The sequence below is a fragment of the Amycolatopsis rubida genome (assembly GCF_900115345.1).
GTDB classification, from domain to species: Bacteria; Actinomycetota; Actinomycetes; order Mycobacteriales; family Pseudonocardiaceae; genus Amycolatopsis; species Amycolatopsis rubida.
This window is the reverse complement of the sequence record NZ_FOWC01000007.1, coordinates 353,673-370,773: the sequence shown is the minus strand read 5'-3', so window position 1 is coordinate 370,773 and position 17,101 is coordinate 353,673. Positions and strand designations below refer to the sequence as shown.

The following is a 17,101-nucleotide window of genomic DNA, read 5'->3' as shown; positions in this document are numbered from 1 at the left end:
GTAGTCGCTCAGAGAGCCTGGGGGAAGTCGAAAAGACGGTGCGGGTCGCAGTTCTTCTTGAGCGCGGCGAGCCTGGGGTGATTGCCCGCGTGATACGCGAGGCGCGGATCCTGGAGCGCGAGATCGGGAAAGTTCGGATAAACCCGGCCGGACCCCTCCGCGTGCGCCGTGCTCCACGCCTCGTCCACCCACGGATCGCCCGGGTCGCCGGCCTCCTCCAGCAGGAACCGCTCGCCCCGATGGGCGAACGCGGTGTCCTCCTCCGCGACCCGGTTGTACGCCCCGCCCATCGCGGTGAACGCCAGCCGCCGGTTTCCGGTGAGCCGCTGGAGAAGTTCGCCCGTGGTGCGCTCCGTCATCGTGCGCGCGAAGAACTCCGACCGGGCGCGGCGGGGTTTGTCGTCCGGGTCAAGCGCGCTGAATGTCGGCTTCACCATGCTGTAGGGAACAGCCAGCCGGATGTCTATTGCATACCGAACACCGGCCCGTGCGGTGAACTCCCTGAGCAGGCTCTCGGTCTCCGCCGGCGGCAGCGTGGAGGCCCCGAAGAGGGTCGCGCGTCCTGCTTGGACGGTGAGGTTCACCGACATTCCGTCAGGGGCGCCGGGTGCCCAGTCCTGCCATGCCTGGACGACGTCGCCCGCTGTCCAGCTCCCTTCGATCCGGCAGACCGACGGCTCCGGCACCGTCGCGAACCGCACCTCCGTGACGATCCCGAACTGCCCGCCGCCCGCCCCGCGCAACGCCCAGAACAGGTCGGACTCCCGGTGTTCGTCGCACTCCACGACGCTCCGGTCGGCAAGCACCACCTGCGCGCCGACGAGCCGATCGCAGGTCAGCCCGTACTGGCGGCCGAGCAGCCCGATGCCGCCGCCGAGCGTCAGCCCCGCGATGCCGACCGTGTCGCCGCAACCAGCGGGAATCGTCCGGCCGTGCTCGTGCAAGGTCGCGTACATCGCTGCCAAATTCGCTCCGGCCCCGATCGCCGCGACACCATGGTCGTCGACCGCGATCCGGTCCATCCCGGACAGATCCGCCACGATCCCGTCCGCCGGGCGCCTGTCCACGAAGCAATGCCCGCCACCGCGCGGCATGAGGCGCCGGCCGGTCGCCGCCGCGTGGGCGATGACTTGGACGACATCCGAGACCGAATGACACCGAACGATCAGGCTCGATCGGGCGCAGGCCCGGTAACCCGGCGAACCGGGGGAGATGACGTCGAGCGCGGTCAGGTCGATCACGGAGCTGACGCTACGGAGATCCGGCAGGTCGTTCTTGAACAAATCGCGCACCGGGGACGAGTGTCGCGCGAGAAGCGGAACGCTCAGGCCCGCGAGGCGGCCAGCCGTGCCTCACCAAGGACATGCTTGAAGGACGCTCAAGCCGACGCGGAACGGTGCGGGTCGTGCCCGCGAAGGGCGACCGACCACGGTGCGGCGGCTTGCCGTTCTTGAGCACGGCGCGCGCGGAACGGTCGTGCCCGCGACCGCCACCGATCAGGATGGACCAGTGCGGTGCGGAACGGCGTGCGAGAAGCGGAACGATGGTGCCCCGCGGCCGCCGTTCTCGACCAGGCCTCCCGGGAAGGCGCTCAAACCCGGATCAGCGACCGTCTCCGAGCAGCCAGGAACGGCGCGTACGAAGCCGAATGGTCGTGCCCGCAAGCGCACCGATCGAGGTCGCCCCCGAGCAGTTGCCTCGGCGTAACCCCGGTCAGCCGAAGACATTCCCGGCTCAGATGGGCCTGGTCCGCGTAACCGGCGTCGACCGCGAGACTCGCCATCCCGTCCGCACCCCGCCGTCCGGTCGCGATCGCTCCGGATTGGGCCAGCGCGAGAAACCCCTGGAACCGCAACGTCCGCTGCAGCACCTTCGGGCTCATCCCCACCGCCCGCAGGCACCGCCGCCGCAGCTGACTGGCCGAAAGCGCGAGATGCGCGGCGACCGCGTCCACCCCGGCGGGGTCCCACGGCATCAGCACCCGCACCGCCTCTCCGACCAGCGGATCCAGCCCGCCGGCCCGGCGAAACTCCTGCCCGAGGCGCGCCTGGAGCGCGACCAGGCCCAGCTCGGGCGTCGCGGCGAGGGCAACGGTCTCCACCAGTCGATCCACGGTCCGGCCCCCCAACTCGGCCAACCCGACGTGCTGATCGGCCAGCTCGTCGAGCCCCGCGGGCAGGGGAGGCGCGGCACCGGGCCGGAACCGCACTCCGACGATCGTCGTACGCGCCGGGATGACCTCGATCCGCGGCCCGGTCAACGGCCCGAGCAACCGCGGACGCCCGCCGACCGGGAAGTGGATCTCGACGCCGCCGGTCGGCAGATGCCGTTGCACGTACGGCGCGTCGCCCGTGCGCTGGATCCACACCGTGCGCACGACCCCCGCCAGACCCGCCACCGGCGGACGCTCCACATACGCGGTCATCCCCGTACCGAAGCGTTCCGCCGGTCGCGCGTCAAGCACGGACAGGCACCACCTTGCCCGCCAACGCTTTCCCGGACGGACTGCCCGTACGGGAAGGCCGCCCGGTGGCCGTTCGCCAGGCCGCAAGTCCCTGGCCCGGGAGGCCATCTCCGGCAGCCGCCGAGCCCGGGGCTCGTCGCTGTCTGAACTGGGAACAGCGTGCCGCCGGAGGGTGCCCGGTCATGCCGACGTCGCTCGTCATCTTGCTTGTCCTGGGCGCAGTCTGTCCGGGGGAGCGCTAGCCAGACCCCCGTCCGCTTCCCCGACCGCCGCCACCGGCCTGATCACGCTGTCTTCCGCACGACAAACCCGCCGCAGGACGGCAAACGCCGACCCGGATTGCCTGCCGGCCAGCGCATCCCGGCACTCGGACCGCAGGGAATCCGGTCCGCTGCGCACCCCATGCGGTATACCGCCGATTGCCGACTGCCGACCCGCGGACTGTCGCCCGGACGACCCGCGACCAAATAGACCAGCTCAGATGTATCCGCACACGTCCATCGCAGCGACCACCTTGCGGAACCCCGCGATGTTCGCCCCGCTCACGTAATCCCCGGCGACCCCGTGCTCGTCCGCGGTTTCGAGGCAGGTCCGGTGGATGTCAGTCATGATGTCGCGCAGCGTCCGGTCGGTGCGCTCGAACGTCCACCGCTCGCGCGCGGCGTTCTGCTGCATCTCCAGTGCGGACACCGCGACCCCGCCGGCATTCGCGGCCTTGCCGGGGCCGACCGCGACCCCGGCCTCGCGGAAGATCTGCAGCGAACCGGGCGTGCACGGCATGTTCGCGCCCTCGGCGACCGCCCGGACGTTGTTCTTCACCAGCCGCAACGCGGACTGCTCGTCCAGCTCGTTCTGCGTCGCGCACGGAAGCGCCAGATCGCACGGCACGTCCCACGGCGTGCCGCCGGTGACGTACTTCGCCGACGGCACATGGTCGACGTACTCGGAAAGCCGTCCGCGCCGGGCGAGCTTCAACTCGTGCAGCAGCTCCAGGTCGATCCCGTGCGGGTCGTGGATGTACCCGCCCGAATCCGAGCACACGACCGGCTTCGCGCCGAGTTCCCGCAGCTTCGCGATCGCGTGATAGGCGACGTTGCCCGAACCGGACACCGCCGCGGTGCGGCCGGAGAACGAGTCGTCGCGCGCGCCGAGCATCGCTTCGAGGAAGTACACCGTCCCGTATCCGGTGGCCTCCGGACGCGCCGGAATGCCGCCCAGCAACGGGTTCTTGCCGGTGATCGTGCCCGCGTCGTAACGGTTGGTGAGCCGCTTGTACTGGCCGAACAGGTAGCCGATCTCGCGCCCGCCGACGCCGATGTCGCCCGCCGGGACGTCGGTCTCCGGGCCGATGTGCCGGACGAGTTCGGTCATGAACGCCTGGCAGAACCGCATGATCTCGGCGTCGCTGCGGCCGGCCGGGTCGAAGTCGGACCCGCCCTTGCCCGCGCCGATGCCGAGGCCGGTGAGCGCGTTCTTGAAGATCTGCTCGAAGGCGAGGAACTTGACCGTGCCGAGCGTGACGTCGCCGCGGAAGCGCAGCCCGCCCTTGTACGGCCCGAGCGCCGAGCTGAACCCGACCCGGAAGCCGCGGTTGACGTGCACCGCGCCCGCGTCGTCGGTCCAGACCACCCGGAACATCACCTGCCGCTCCGGCTCGCACAGCCGCTCCAGCATCGCCGCGTCGCGCAGGTGCGGATCCCGCCGCAGCGCGGGCCGGATCGCTTCGAGCACTTCGAAGACGGCCTGGTGGAACTCCGGCTCGGCCGGGTTCCTCCGGACGATCTCCTCGTACACTTCGCGCGATGTCCCGTCGAGTGCCATCAGCCGATGATGCCGTCCGAGTGCCGGATTTCGCACCCCAGACGGGGTTTGCGCGGTCAGGGGTGACCAGGCTCACGCATCGAGCACTACATCCGCGGTGGGGACCGCCTGACAGGAAAGGCACTGGTCAGCGGGCAGATCGTCGGCGATCGCGACCAGGTGCGCGACGGTTCCGGCCAGCACCTGCACGGCGCAGCTTTCGCACTGCCCGAGCCGGCATCCGCTGGGGAGCGCGACCCCGGAGGCCTCGGCGAAACGCAGCAGGTCCCCGTCGCCGGCCCGCCAGGTGGCCTCACGGCCCGACCGCGCGAACCGCACGGTGGCTGTGGCGTCGTCCGGGATGTGGACCGGGGCGGGCGCGGCATGGAACTTCTCGGTGAAGATGTCGAAGCGCGGCACGCCCCGTTCCGTCAGCCCGGCGGTCAGCTCGTCCAGCATGCTTTCGGGACCGCACAGGTAGAACCGGGCCCGCCGCCGGATGAGATCGGCGTCGAGGCGGTCGGCGGTGATCCGGCCGGTGAAATCGCAGGACTCCCCCGGACCAGGGCTGCTGTAGTGGTCCACTGTCTGGACACTGGGCAGCCGGGCCGCCAGCCCGGCGATGCGCTCGCGGAACGCGTGCCGAGAGCGGTCGCGGCTGCCGTGGTGCAGCACGATCTCCGGCGCGGACGCGGGTTCGAGGGACTCCAGGTAGCTCAGGAACGGCGTGATCCCGATCCCGGCGGCCAGCAGCACGATCGGCCGGGAATGGACCGTCGGCAGCGCGAACCCGCCGGAGGGAGCCGTGACCAGCAACCGGGTCCCGGGCTGGAGCCGGTCGTGCACGGCGGGCGAGAACTGCCCGCCCGGCACCCGCCGCACCGCGATGGCGTACCCGCCGTCGGCGGCTTTCGCCGATCCGGTCAGCGAGTAACTGCGGGTCAGCCCCGGTGCGTCCGGCCAGGCGACGGTGATGTGCTGCCCGGCGCGGAACTGCGGCACCGCCCGGCCGTCCACCGGCCTGAGCCGCACCGACCGGATGTCCTCGGTCTCCAGCTCCGCCCGCTCGACGGCGAACTCCCGCTGCCCGGTCCACGGCTCCGGCTCGTCCGGGCGGACGTCGCAGAACGTCGAGCGCAACGGCACCGACCCGCTCACCGGATCGTGGGCCTCGTCGCCGACGAGCAGGTTGTAGTTGGTCCCGCCGTCCTTGAGCGCGTTCGAGCCGGGCAGTGCGAGGTCGGGAGCGGGTTGCCACCAGCCGTACTCCGCCACGACCACGTCGCGATGCAGCGCGGGATCGATCCGCGCCCGCATCCGGACCTCCGCCGAGGCCGTCGTGATGCGGACCCACTGCCCGTCCTCGATCCCGCGCGCCGCGGCGAGTTCCGCGCTCAGGTCGACGGCCGGTTCGGGAGAACGCTTGCGCAGCGACGAAATCCCGCGATGCTGGCTGTGGCAGAAGTATCCGTTCTTCGCGCAGGTCAGCACCAGCGGATGGCGAACGTCCGGGACGGGCGGCTCAGCGGCCGGGACCGCGGGCTGGCCGTGCTCGGCGAGCCGTTCGGAATACAGCTCGACCCGGCGAGTCGGCGTCGCGAACCCGGTCACCGTGCCGTTTTCCGCGCGCTCGGCGTACTTGCGGTACTCAGTCCGCAACGGCAGATCGACGCCGCCGGGCCGTGCGCGCAACTGTGCGGCAGTGAGCCCGAGCGGGGCCAGCTGGTGGTCCCAGCCGTCCTCGACGCGGCCGTCGAAGAACTCCGCGCCCATCCCGAGCAGGCCGGCCAGCTCGAACACGACCTCAGTGTCCGAACGCGACTCGCCGACCGGGTCGGTCATCCTCGGCCGCAGCTGCACGTGTTCCTGCGCCGCCCGGCTGATTTCGAAACCGGCCTTGACCGCCTCGTGCTCCCACGGCGTCTGAACCGGCAGCAGCAGGTCGGCGAATCGCGCGGTCGGGTTCTCGAACAGATCAAGATGCACCGCGAATTCCAAGCGCCGCAACGCTTCCGCGGTGCGATGCGGATCCGGCTGGGACAGCAGGAGATTCCCGCCGAACGACACCAGCGCCCGCACGGGATAGGGCTTCCCGTCGAGGACCGCGCGGCAGAAGTCGCGCGCGGTCACCCAGCCTTGCTCCGGCGGCCCGAGCGGGAACTCTCGCAGGCCAAGGGCTTTCGCTCGTTGCTGAGGCGCGAGCTGGTCCGCCGAAGTGACCGGCGCGACCGGCAGTTTCGGAAGCACGACGTTGCCGCCGGGGGAGTCGTAGCTGCCGGTGAGCGCGTAGAGCGTGGCTATCGCGCGTTCGGTCTGCGTCGCGTTCGCGTGCTGACCGACGCCCGACCAAGCCGCGTACGTCACGGACTTCGCCTCGGCGAGATCGGCCGCGAAGGCGGCGATCGCCGGAGCTTCGACGGTCGTCACCGCTTCGGTCCGGTCGAGCGGCCACGCGGCGCACGCCTGCGCATAGTGCTCGAACGCGGGAACGCAGTCGACCGGGCCGGTCACCGTGCGCACGCGGCGGTTTCCGTGCAGGGCGAACCTTTCCGGCCCGCTCGCCGGATAATTCGGATCGTACGGCTCAGCTCGGCAGGCGACCTCGTCCCACACCGCGAAACCAGCCGCGGCGGGATCGATTTCCGCTGCCCGGAGAAACCGGCCCGTGTCGGTTCGGACCAGCAACGGAGCGTTCGTCCACGACCGCACGAACGCCTCGTCGTGCCCGCGACGTTCGAGCAACGCCCGCGCGACGCCGAGTGCGAGCGCGCCGTCGGTGCCCGGCCGGACCCGGAGCCAGTGCTCGGCCCGCACCGCGCTGGCCGTCCGGCGCGGATCGACGACGGCCAGTTTCGGCGTACGAGCCTCGGCCAGCGCGGCGGACTGCGCGAGCCACGCCTTGGCCGGATTGTGCCCCCACAGCACCGCGAATTCCGTACCCGCGTAATCCGGGGCGGGCAACCCTGAGCCGAACGTGAACGCGTGCGCGTAGTCCTTGTGCCAGTTGCAGATTTCGGTCGCGTACAGGGTGTTGGGGCTGCCGAAAAGCCGGATGAACCGCTCGACCCAGTCGATCGCGTCGGACATCGGCGTGCCGCTGGGGGAGGTGACCGAGAACGCGACAGCCTCGGCCCCGCTGGTCGCGCGGATGCCGCCGAGCCGCTCGGCGATCTCGGACAGCGCTTCGTCCCAGCTGATCTCACGCCAGCGCGGGTCCGGATCGGACTTCGGCGTCGTGCGGCGCAACGGCCTGCGCAGCCGTTCGGGGGAGTGCACCAGTTCAGGCGCGGCGCGGCCCTTCGGGCACAACGCGGCACCGGTCGGATGTGCCGGATCCGGCCGGACGCCGCGCAGCGCGCCGTTCTCGACCGTGTAGACCGCGCCGCAGCGCGACCGGCACAACGTGCAGTAACCCCGGATCTCAGGCATTAGTTACTCCTTAGTAACCGGCTACCGGTTACTAAGGTACCCTGCTGGACTTGAGCGGGCGAAGTCAAGCCCGGGGAAGCGGAGGTGTGCCCCGTGCCGCAGCTGCAGCGCACTAACCTGCGCGAACAAGTGCTCGAAGTGGTGCGGCAGGCGATGGTGTCCGGCGAACTGCGTCCCGGCGACATCTACTCGGCCGCCGCGCTCGCGACGCGGCTGGGCGTGTCGAGCAGTCCGGTACGCGAGGCGTTGCTGACGCTGGTCAACCAGGGCCTGCTGGAACCCGTCCGCAACCGGGGCTACCGCGTCGTCGCCATCACCGAACGCGACCTGGACGAGATCTACGAGATGCGGTTGCTGCTGGAGGTCCCGGCGACCCTGTCCGCCGGGGCGGCCGCGGGTCCGGACGACCTCGTCCGGCTGGACGGACTGGCCGCGGAGATCGAGTCCGCGGCGGAGGCGGGCGATGTCGCCCGCTTCCTGGAGGCGGATCGCCGGTTCCATCTGGATCTGCTGGCGCTTTCCGGAAACGGGCGGCTGGCCGCTGCGATCGCCACGCTGCGCGACCAGACGCGGTTGTACGGCTTGGAAAAGCTCGCCGAGCGCGGCCGGCTGGCGGATTCGGCGCGGGAGCACCGGGAGATGCTGGCGACGATCGCGGAGCGGGATTGGGCTCGGCTGGAGGGCCAGGTCAGGGCGCATCTGAAGCATGTACGGGCGGAATGGGCGGCTGGCTGAACCGGGCGCATCCGGCCGGATCGCGTCAGGTGCCGCGCCACCGCCGCCACCGCCGGACGCGGATCGCCCGCGCGAGTCGCCGCGATGTTCCGCGTCGGTCCGCCGCGCGGGAACCGGCGGCCGGTGAGGTCGGGAAACCGCGCGGCGACGGACACCGGCAGCACGCGGCCGCCGAGATCGTGCCGGACCAGTTCCGCCGCGGCGGGCGAGTCGGTGACCTCGTGCACGATGCTCCAGCGCACCCGGGCAGGCTGGAACGTCCTGCTCCCGGATAGCCCGGTCCACCGCGAAATCGACCACCGCCCGGGCTCAAGGATGCGGTCGATGATCAGCTCGGCGAGCGCGTCGTCCACGACCTGCCGCGCCACCCGGTTGGCGCTCCTTCCGGCGAGCGGCCCCTTGGCCGTCCGGCGGCCGGTGGGCCCGCGTTCGGGCAGGGGAGGAGCCGACTCGGGCACGGTGCACCTGAGGTGGGATCAGCGGCGGAATTCGAGGAACCCAGTTTTCGGGACACAGGTTCTGGTGTGCGAAATCCCGGGATTCCGGATGACGTGCGCGAGGGTGACGTGGTGGGCCGGGCTTGGGAGCGGTCACCGGCCCGTGCCCGGCGGGCGGCCGGACCCGTGGCGGTCGCCGCATCGGGCACGCTGGTCATCGGAACGGATCCGGCGTCGGGCTGGTCGGGCCGTGGGCTGAACTCGCCTCCTGGCACGCGAACACATCTCGCCCCGGCCGGCGCGCCTGCGGCCCGGCCGGTTCTTAGGCTAACCTAACTCCATGGGGATCATCCGTGCGGTGCCGGACCTGGAACGCGTCGTGGGCGAGCGGCCGCTGCCGGTCATGATGAAGTCGATCGACCATCTCGACCCGCATTGCCTCGCGCTGCTCGCGCACAGTCCCGCCGCCGTGCTCGGCTATGTCGACGCCGGGGGGCGTCAGCGGGCCGAACTGGTCGGCGGGGCTCCCGGATTCGCCGCGGCGGAGACCAGGTCACGGCTGCGGCTGCCGGTCCCGCCCTCGGCCGCCCCGGGCGCCGGCGCCGCGCTGCTGGTGCTCGTCCCGGGGTGGCGCGAGACTTTGCGGATCAACGGAACCCTCGCCGAAGACGGTCTTCTCGTCGAGGAAGCGTTCCTGCACTGCGGCAAAGCAGTGATCCGCTCGAACCTGTGGGGACCGGCATCAGTGCCGGACGACGCCGTCGAGGAGGAGTCGGTTCTCGGACCCGCGGCGGCTGCGTTCCTTGCCGCCGCACCGTTCGCGGTGGTCACGTCGCGGGACGGCGCCGGGCGCGCGGATGCGAGCCCCAAGGGCGATCCGCCCGGAGTGGCCAGGGTGATCGGACCGGCGACGGTCGCGCTCGCCGACCGGCCCGGCAACCGGCGCACCGATACGTTCCACAATGTCGTCGAGCGCCCCGAGGCGGCTGTCTTGGCAGTCGTTCCCGGGGACGCTCGCACCCTGGAGATCACCGGGAAGGCGGTCATCAGCACGGAGGCCGGGCTGCGCGAGTCGATGACCGAGCGCAACCGCACCCCGAAGGCGGTGCTCAAGGTGGAAATCGAGACCGTCCGGCTCGCGCGGAACAGCGCCTTGCGCGACTCCGGGTTGTGGGACCCCGCCCGGCACGTCGATCCCGGGGACCTGCCGCGGTCGTCGAGGATCTGGACCGATCACGTCAAGCTCAACGAGACCGCGGGCGCCGCCGCGAAACTGGTGCGGGCCGGGGCGAACGAACGGCTGCTCCGAGCGGGTCTCGACCAGGACTACCGGAAGAATCTCTGAGCCGCCGGTTCGGCTGAGGGTGATCACCGGCCCGGCGAAGACTACTCAAATGACCGATGTCCGGCCCGGTGATCTCCCGTAGCGTGAGGCGCGCCCAGTCGTCGACGTTGCGAGGTCCGGATGGCTCAAGAACGCATGACAACCGACACCGACACGGCCGCCAGCGGTCTGCTGCTGAGCGTGGAACCGCTGACCGCCGCGGTCGACCGCGGCAAGGCCAACGGCGCCGTGGCCGACAACGACGGCAACGACTAGCCGTCGCCGCGCTCCATGACGGAGATTCCCGGACTGGCCGGCCTCGTAGCACCGCTCGAGGCCGGCCAGTTCTTCGCAGAGGTCCTGGGCGAGCGGCCGCGGCGGTTCCCGGGGGAGAAGGGCCGGTTCGCGTCGCTGCTCCCGTGGCCGGAGCTGGACCGGGTGCTGCGCCAGCACCGGCTGGAGTTCCCCCGGCTGCGGCTCGCGCTCGACGGCGAGGTCGTCCCCGCGCACACGTACACCGAAATGGTCTCGACGCGGCGCAACGGCCTGGTCCCGCGCGTGCTGCCGGCCCCGTTCGCCGAACACCTGCGCGCCGGTGCGACGCTCGTGCTCGACTCGGTCAACGAACTGGTCGGCGAGGTCGGCGAACTGGCGAGCAGGCTCGAACACGACCTGCGCGAGCGGATCCAGGTCAACCTGTACGCGGGCTGGGGCACCACGCACGGCTTCGACGTGCACTGGGACGACCACGACGCGTTCATCGTCCAGCTTTCCGGGCGGAAGCGGTGGCGCCTGCACGGGATCACCCGGCGGTCGCCGCTGCAACGGGACGTCGAACTTCCGGAACGCCCGGAAGGCGAACCGTACGACGACTTCCTGCTTGAGGACGGCGACGTCCTCTACCTGCCGCGCGGGCACTGGCACGACGTGTCGGCGGTCGGGGAGGAGTCGCTGCATCTGACGATCGGGTTCAACGCCGCCACCGGCGTGGACCTCGTGGCGTGGCTGGCCGACCAGCTGCGGTCCGACGAACTGTTCCGCGCGGACCTGCCCCGGTTCGCCGGCCCGGACGCGCGGGCCGAGCGGGCCGAAGCGCTCCGCCGCCGGCTCGCCGAGGTGACCGCGGGCGATGTCGTCGGCCGTTTCCTGGCCGACCGGGACGCCCAGGCCCCGGCCCAGACCCGCATCGGCCTCCCGTGGGCGGCGACGGCGGACCTGCTGCCGCCGGACGACGACTTCGAGGTCCGGTTGCTGGCCCCGCGCGCCGCGCTGGTCGACGACGACGGCACAGTTGCCCTGGTCGGAGCGGGGAAGCGGCTGGTCTTCGCCGAGGCCGCGCGACCGGTGCTCGCCGCGTTGCTCGGGTGCGGTCCGCAGCCGTTCAAGGTCCTCGCCGACGCCGCGCCCGGGGTGCCTCCGGAGACGGTGCGGGCGCTGTTGAGGGAGTTGGTGGTGCAGGGGCTCGTGGCCCGGGCCTGACCGCGGGCTTTGCCGGGCGGTGCGGACGCTGTCGGATGGGTTGGCGGTGTGAGGCCGGGCGGGCGTGCGCTTCGCTGGGCATGCTCCGAGTGGTGGTGCGGTGGGTGGTGTGAGGCCGGGCGGGCGTGCGCTTCACTGGGCATGCTCCGAGCGGCGGTGCGAGGCCCGGCCTGATGAGGTGCGTCGCCGGACCCTCGGCCATGGTTGCGAGCGCTGGTCGTCCGCAGGTCTTGAGCTGCCGTCACGCCGGTCCGGAATTCTCGGCGAGCGTTGCCCGATCGAGTGATGTCGCGCGACAGTGCCGGTCGCCTCGAAAGGACTCGGCGCGCTGTCAGCTATACTTAGGCATGCCTAAGGCCGACGCGCCGCACTCGGGCCCGGGGATCTGCTTCCCGGGCCGGAATGCCGCGCCCGGATGCGCCGCGCTCACCCGGGAGCTCGGCGGCGAGCCCGCGGGGACTGCCGCGCGGATGACGTCCTGGCTGCTGGTCGAGCAGCCGGGTTCGTGGGGCCCGGACGCGCTCGAAGACGTGCTGTCCGCCGTGTTCCCCGCCGAACGCCTTGACGCCGCGCGCGCCGCCGGCCTGCGTCCGCTGCTGATCCGGAAGCCGGGGCGGCACGCGCGGACTCCGGGCGCCCCGCGCACGGTTTACGTCGCGAGCGGGCAGCCCGGCGACCGCTGGACGGAGCGGCTCGACCTTGCTGACCTGGCGGAACTCGCCCACCTCGATCTCGAAGCGGTCGCCGCCGGACGGCGCGGGCACGGGGAACCGGTGTCGGGTCCGCTCTTTCTCGTCTGCACCCACGGCAGCAAGGACATGTGCTGCGCCGTTTTCGGCCGCCCGCTGGCGACGAGCCTCGCGCAGAACCATCCCGGGCGGGTGTGGGAGGTCAGCCACGTCGGCGGGGACCGCTGGGCCGGAAACCTCCTGACCGTGCCGGACGGTTTTCTCCACGGCAGCCTCGCGGCCCCCGACGCGGAACTGGCGGCCAAGGAAGCCCTCGGCGGCAACGTCCGGCTGGAGAACCTGCGCGGCCGTACTTCGGCGGGAAGCGCGTGGTCGCAGTTCGCCGAGATCGAGGTTCGGGGACGCACTGGCCTGCGCGGGATCGACGCGGTGCTGGCCGTGACGGAGGAATCCCGGGGCGACGCCCGAAGCGTGCTGGTCGGCGCGGGCGAGCGGCGGTACGAGGTGGTGGTGCGGCGGGCGGCCCCGACGGCCTCCGTGCACAGCCGATGCACCGCGCGGCTGATGCTGTCGGGATTTGTGACGGAATCGGTGCGCGAAGTCTGACGTCGGTGCTTTGGCCGCTCGGCGAGGGGCTCCGGTGGTCGACCGCGCCACTGACTGACGGTCCGTGGGCGGCTGGCATTTCGCGCTCACGACTCCACTTCGAGGGGTTCCTCCATAGCGGCACCCTCCTGGAGCCTCTGCCGCACGAGAACACCGCACTCGTCGGGTAATCCGTGATGGTATTTCCGCGGGTTGACCGGTCACCCGCTGGCCGGTCGCCGCGTCGAAGCGGTCGATCCGGGCGGCGATCGGGTGCGTCGTCGGCTGCTCGGCCGTCATCGAGGAGCCGGGTGTCATCCGGCATTTCGAGGGTTCAATCCGCTGTCCGCGTTCACCCGGGCGACCATGGCGCAGATGCAGGCGCCGGCGGAGAAGCGGATCGACGGCGCGTCGGGCAGCGCAAGACGTCCACGCTGCGAGGGCCTGGAAGCGGGAAGGCCGATTCCGTTCGGCTGAAGAGAAAACCACCCATCTGTCCACTATGGAACAAAGAATGACCACTGTGGACAGTCGCGGCGAGATCTGCCCTCCGGGGAGCCCGGCACGATTGTGTGTCCGAGGCGAACGGACGCCGTGGCGCGCCCAGTGCATCGAGGAAACCTGCCCGCTTCCCGTTGACCGAAGCCTCCGCGTCCCGCTATTCTCGAACTACGGAAGAAAACTTCCGCAAAGCGAAATTATCTGATCGAGATGTGAGGAGCCGAGGTACTCATGACCGGTCCCGCCGGGGAGCGGCACTCGCTGCCCTACACCGCCAACCTGTCGATCCTGTTCACCGAACTCCCGCTGCTTGAGCGCGCGCAGGCCGCTCGGGCAGCGGGCTTCACCAAGGTGGAGTACTGGTGGCCGTTCGAGAGCGCCGACCCGTCCGGGGCCGAGGTCGACCGGTTCGCGCGGTCGGTCGAGCAGGCGGGCGTCCGGCTGACCGGGCTGAACTTCTACGCGGGCGACATGGCCGCCGGCGAGCGAGGGCTCGTGTCGTGGGTCGGCCGCGAGGCAGAGTTCGCGACGAGCCTGACGGTCGCGCTCGGGCTCGCCGAACGGCTCGGCTGCCGCAGCTTCAACGCGCTGTACGGCAACCGGATCGACGGGGTCGCACCGTCCGAACAGGACGATCTGGCCCGCACGCACCTCGCCACCGCGGCGAAGGCGGCCGAGGGCATCGGCGCGCAGCTGGTGCTCGAACCGCTGTCGGGCACCCCGGCGTACCCGCTGAAGACCGCGGCCGACGCGGTCGCGGTGCTCGACGAGCTGGGCCTGGACAACGTCCGGCTGCTCGCGGACCTCTACCACCTGGCGGTCAACGGCGACGACCTCGACACCGTGATCGCCCGCCACACCCCGCGCACCGGGCACGTGCAGATCGCCGACGCGCCGGGCCGGCACCAGCCGGGCACGGGGGAGCTGGATCTCGAAGGACATCTGGAAAAGCTGCAGGCGGCGGGCTACGCCGGAGAAGTCGGCATCGAGTACAAACCGGATGGTTCCACTGTGGACTCGCTGGCCTGGCTGCCGTACGAGCGAAGGGGACATTGATGAGCAGGATCGGGTTCATCGGACTGGGCGTGATGGGCACGCCGATGGCCGCCCACCTGGCCGCCGCCGGACACGAGGTGAGCGGGTTCGACCTCAACGCCGACGCGCTGGCCAAACTGGAAGCGGCGGGCGGCCGCGCGGCGAAGGACGTCGCCGACGCGGTGTCCGGGGCCGAGGTCGTGATCACCATGCTGCCGAACCACCCGCAGGTCGAGCAGGTCGTGCTCGCCCCGGGCGGCGTGCTGGACACGATCGCGCCCGCCGCGCTGCTGGCCGACATGAGCACCATCCGGCCGGAGACGTCGATCGAGGTCGCGAAAGCCGGTGCGGCCAAGGGGATCCGCGTGCTGGACGCGCCGGTGTCCGGCGGTCAGGCCGGGGCCGAACAGGCCGCTCTGTCCATTATGGTCGGTGGCGACGAAGCCGATTTCGCCGCGGCGAAGCCGATCTTCGACACGCTCGGCAAGACGGTGGTGCACGTCGGGCCGCACGGCGCGGGCCAGGTCGTGAAGGCGGCCAACCAGCTGGTGGTGGGCGGGATCTACGGGCTGGTCGCCGAGGCGATCGTGCTGCTGGAAGCGTCCGGAGTGGACGCGGGCACCGGGCTCGACGTGCTCGCGGGCGGTCTCGCCGGCAGCCGGATCCTGGAACTGAAACGGAAGTCGATGGTCGCGCGGCAGTTCGAGCCGGGCTTCCGGATCGACCTGCACCACAAGGACATGGGCATCGCGCTCGCCGCGGCCCGGCAGTCCGACGTGGCGCTCCCGCTGACCGGCCTGGTCGCGCAGCTGGTCGCGGCCGGGCGGGCGATGGGCTACGGCTCGCTGGACCACTCCGCGCTGCTGAAGGTCGCCGAAGAACTGTCCGGCCGCTCGTCCGAGGAGGTGTGACCATGGCCCGGGTCCCCGCTATGCAGGCAGTCGTCGACGTGCTGGTCGACGAAGGGATCGACGTCGCCTTCGGCTGCCCAGGCGCGGCGATCCTGCCGCTGTACGACGCGATGCAGGGCCGCGGCATCGACCACCTGGTGGTCCGCCACGAAGAGGGCGCGACGCACATGGCCGACGGCTGGGCGCGCACCACCGGCAACGTCGGCGTCGCGATCGGCACCTCCGGTCCGGCGGGCACCAACATGATCACCGGTCTCTACACCGCGCACGCGGATTCTGTCCCGATCCTGTGCGTCACCGGGCAGGCCGCGACGACGAAGCTGCACCAGGAAGCGTTCCAGGCGGTCGACATCGTCGAGATCGCGCGGCCGGTCACGAAGTGGGCGGTCCAGGTGAAGGAGGCCGCGCAGCTGCCGTGGATCTTCCGCGAGGCGTTCCGGATCGCGCGGTCCGGACGTCCCGGTCCGGTCCTCATCGACCTTCCGATCGACGTGCAGAAGCAGATGATCGAGTGGGATTCGTCGATCGATTCGGCTCTGCCGGTCAGCACGGTGAAACCGTCGCCGGCGCGGGTCGAGCGGGCGCTGGACATGCTGCTCGCCGCCGAACGCCCGCTGATCCTGGCCGGCGGCGGCGTCGTGCTCGGCGAGGCGAGCGACCCGTTGCGGCGGGTGGCGGAGCGGCTCGGCGTCCCGGTCGGCGTCACGCTGATGGGCAAGGGCAGTTTCCCGGAGGACCACGAGCTGTTCGCCGGCATGGCGGGCATCCAGACGTCGCAGCGCTGGGCCAATGCCGCGTTCCTGGAATCCGACCTGGTCCTGGCGCTGGGCGCGCGGTTCGGCGACCGGCACACCGGCGAGCTGTCGGTGTACCGCGGCGACCGGAAGTTCATCCACGTCGACATCGAACCCACGCAGCTGGGCAAGGTGTTCGGACCGGACCTCGGCGTCGTCTCGCACACGCGGGAGTTCCTCGAAGCGCTGCTGGCGGTGCTCGACGCGCGCACCGCTCCGGCGCGGGATCGCGCGTGGGTCAAGCGGCTCGGCGACCTCAAGGCGGAGCTGCCGCGCAAGGAGGACTTCGACTGCACGCCGATCAAGGCGCCGCGGGTGTTCAAGGAGCTCAACGAGTTCTACGGGGCCGAGACGTATTTCGTGACGGCGATCGGGCTCTACCAGATCTGGTCCGGCCAGTTCCAGCACGCGCACCTGCCGCGGCACTACCAGGTGTGCGGTCAGGCAGGCCCGCTCGGCTGGGAGATCCCGGCCGCGATCGGGGTCAAGAAGGCCCGTCCGGACGCGGAGGTCGTCGGCGTGGTCGGCGACTACTCGTTCCAGTTCCTGGTCGAGGAGCTGGCGGTCGCCGCGCAGTACGACGTCGGCTTCGTGCTCGTCATGCTCAACAACGAGTACCTGGGGCTGATCCGCCAGTCCGAGCTGCCGTACGGGATGAACTACCAGGTCGACATCCACTACGACGACCACGGCACGGACAACGTCAAGATCATGGAGGCCTACGGCTGCTCCGGCACCCGCGTCGAGGACCCGGGCGAGATCCGCTCGTCGCTCGAATGGGCGCGGAAGGAGGCCGAACGCACCCGGCGGCCGGTGCTGGTCGAGATCATGATCGAACGCGAGGGCAACGCCGCGATGGGCGCCGCGCTGGACGCGGTGCGCGAGTTCGAAGCGGCTGACTGACCGGGAACCGGGCCG

At 71.1% G+C, this 17,101-nt stretch carries 11 protein-coding genes; 7 read left to right on the top strand and 4 right to left on the bottom strand.

The window, feature by feature from the left end; genetic code table 11:
- Window positions 1-8: 8 nt before the first annotated feature.
- From BM362_RS26975 to BM362_RS26960, 4 genes are all read right to left on the bottom strand, one after another.
- Window positions 9-1,292, bottom strand: a complete 1,284-nt coding sequence (locus BM362_RS26975; protein WP_093575033.1) for an FAD-binding oxidoreductase — start codon at window positions 1,290-1,292, stop codon at window positions 9-11.
- Between the two features lie 299 nt (window positions 1,293-1,591).
- Window positions 1,592-2,464 (bottom strand): DUF6597 domain-containing transcriptional factor, encoded by an 873-nt coding sequence (locus BM362_RS26970; RefSeq protein ID WP_244287298.1) that lies wholly within the window; start codon window positions 2,462-2,464, stop codon window positions 1,592-1,594.
- Between the two features lie 477 nt (window positions 2,465-2,941).
- Entirely contained in the window at window positions 2,942-4,285 is a 1,344-nt protein-coding gene (gdhA, locus tag BM362_RS26965) for an NADP-specific glutamate dehydrogenase (RefSeq protein WP_093575031.1), read from the bottom strand.
- Between the two features lie 72 nt (window positions 4,286-4,357).
- The gene (locus tag BM362_RS26960; RefSeq protein WP_093575030.1) at window positions 4,358-7,693 is read right to left on the bottom strand and encodes a molybdopterin-dependent oxidoreductase; all 3,336 of its coding nucleotides are present in this window, start codon (window positions 7,691-7,693) and stop codon (window positions 4,358-4,360) included.
- Window positions 7,694-7,786: 93 nt separating this feature from the next.
- Here BM362_RS26960 and BM362_RS26955 point away from each other — a divergent pair, with 93 nt between their 5' ends.
- The 7 genes from BM362_RS26955 (at window position 7,787) to gcl (ending at window position 17,086) form a co-directional block, all read left to right on the top strand.
- Window positions 7,787-8,428, top strand: coding sequence for a GntR family transcriptional regulator (locus tag BM362_RS26955; protein ID WP_232791873.1), 642 nt, complete (start codon window positions 7,787-7,789; stop codon window positions 8,426-8,428).
- A gap of 777 nt (window positions 8,429-9,205) precedes the next feature.
- Window positions 9,206-10,210, top strand: coding sequence for a pyridoxamine 5'-phosphate oxidase family protein (locus BM362_RS26940; protein WP_067588918.1), 1,005 nt, complete (start codon window positions 9,206-9,208; stop codon window positions 10,208-10,210).
- 270 nt (window positions 10,211-10,480) lie between these two features.
- Window positions 10,481-11,668: a cupin domain-containing protein gene (locus BM362_RS26935; protein WP_067588916.1), complete on the top strand. Its 1,188-nt coding sequence runs from the start codon at window positions 10,481-10,483 to the stop codon at window positions 11,666-11,668.
- A gap of 347 nt (window positions 11,669-12,015) precedes the next feature.
- Complete coding sequence (locus BM362_RS26930; protein WP_067588914.1) at window positions 12,016-12,963, top strand: ferredoxin family protein; 948 nt, start codon at window positions 12,016-12,018, stop codon at window positions 12,961-12,963.
- A 711-nt stretch (window positions 12,964-13,674) separates the two neighbouring features.
- A complete protein-coding gene (locus tag BM362_RS26925; RefSeq protein WP_093575028.1) occupies window positions 13,675-14,499 on the top strand; it encodes a hydroxypyruvate isomerase family protein in 825 nt (274 codons plus the stop codon).
- Window positions 14,499-15,389, top strand: a complete 891-nt coding sequence (locus BM362_RS26920; RefSeq protein WP_093575027.1) for an NAD(P)-dependent oxidoreductase — start codon at window positions 14,499-14,501, stop codon at window positions 15,387-15,389. Before BM362_RS26925 ends, BM362_RS26920 begins: the two co-directional genes overlap by 1 nt.
- Window positions 15,390-15,391: 2 nt before the next feature.
- Window positions 15,392-17,086, top strand: a complete 1,695-nt coding sequence (gene gcl, locus BM362_RS26915) for a glyoxylate carboligase (RefSeq protein ID WP_093575026.1) — start codon at window positions 15,392-15,394, stop codon at window positions 17,084-17,086.
- The last annotated feature ends 15 nt before the right edge of the window (window positions 17,087-17,101 follow it).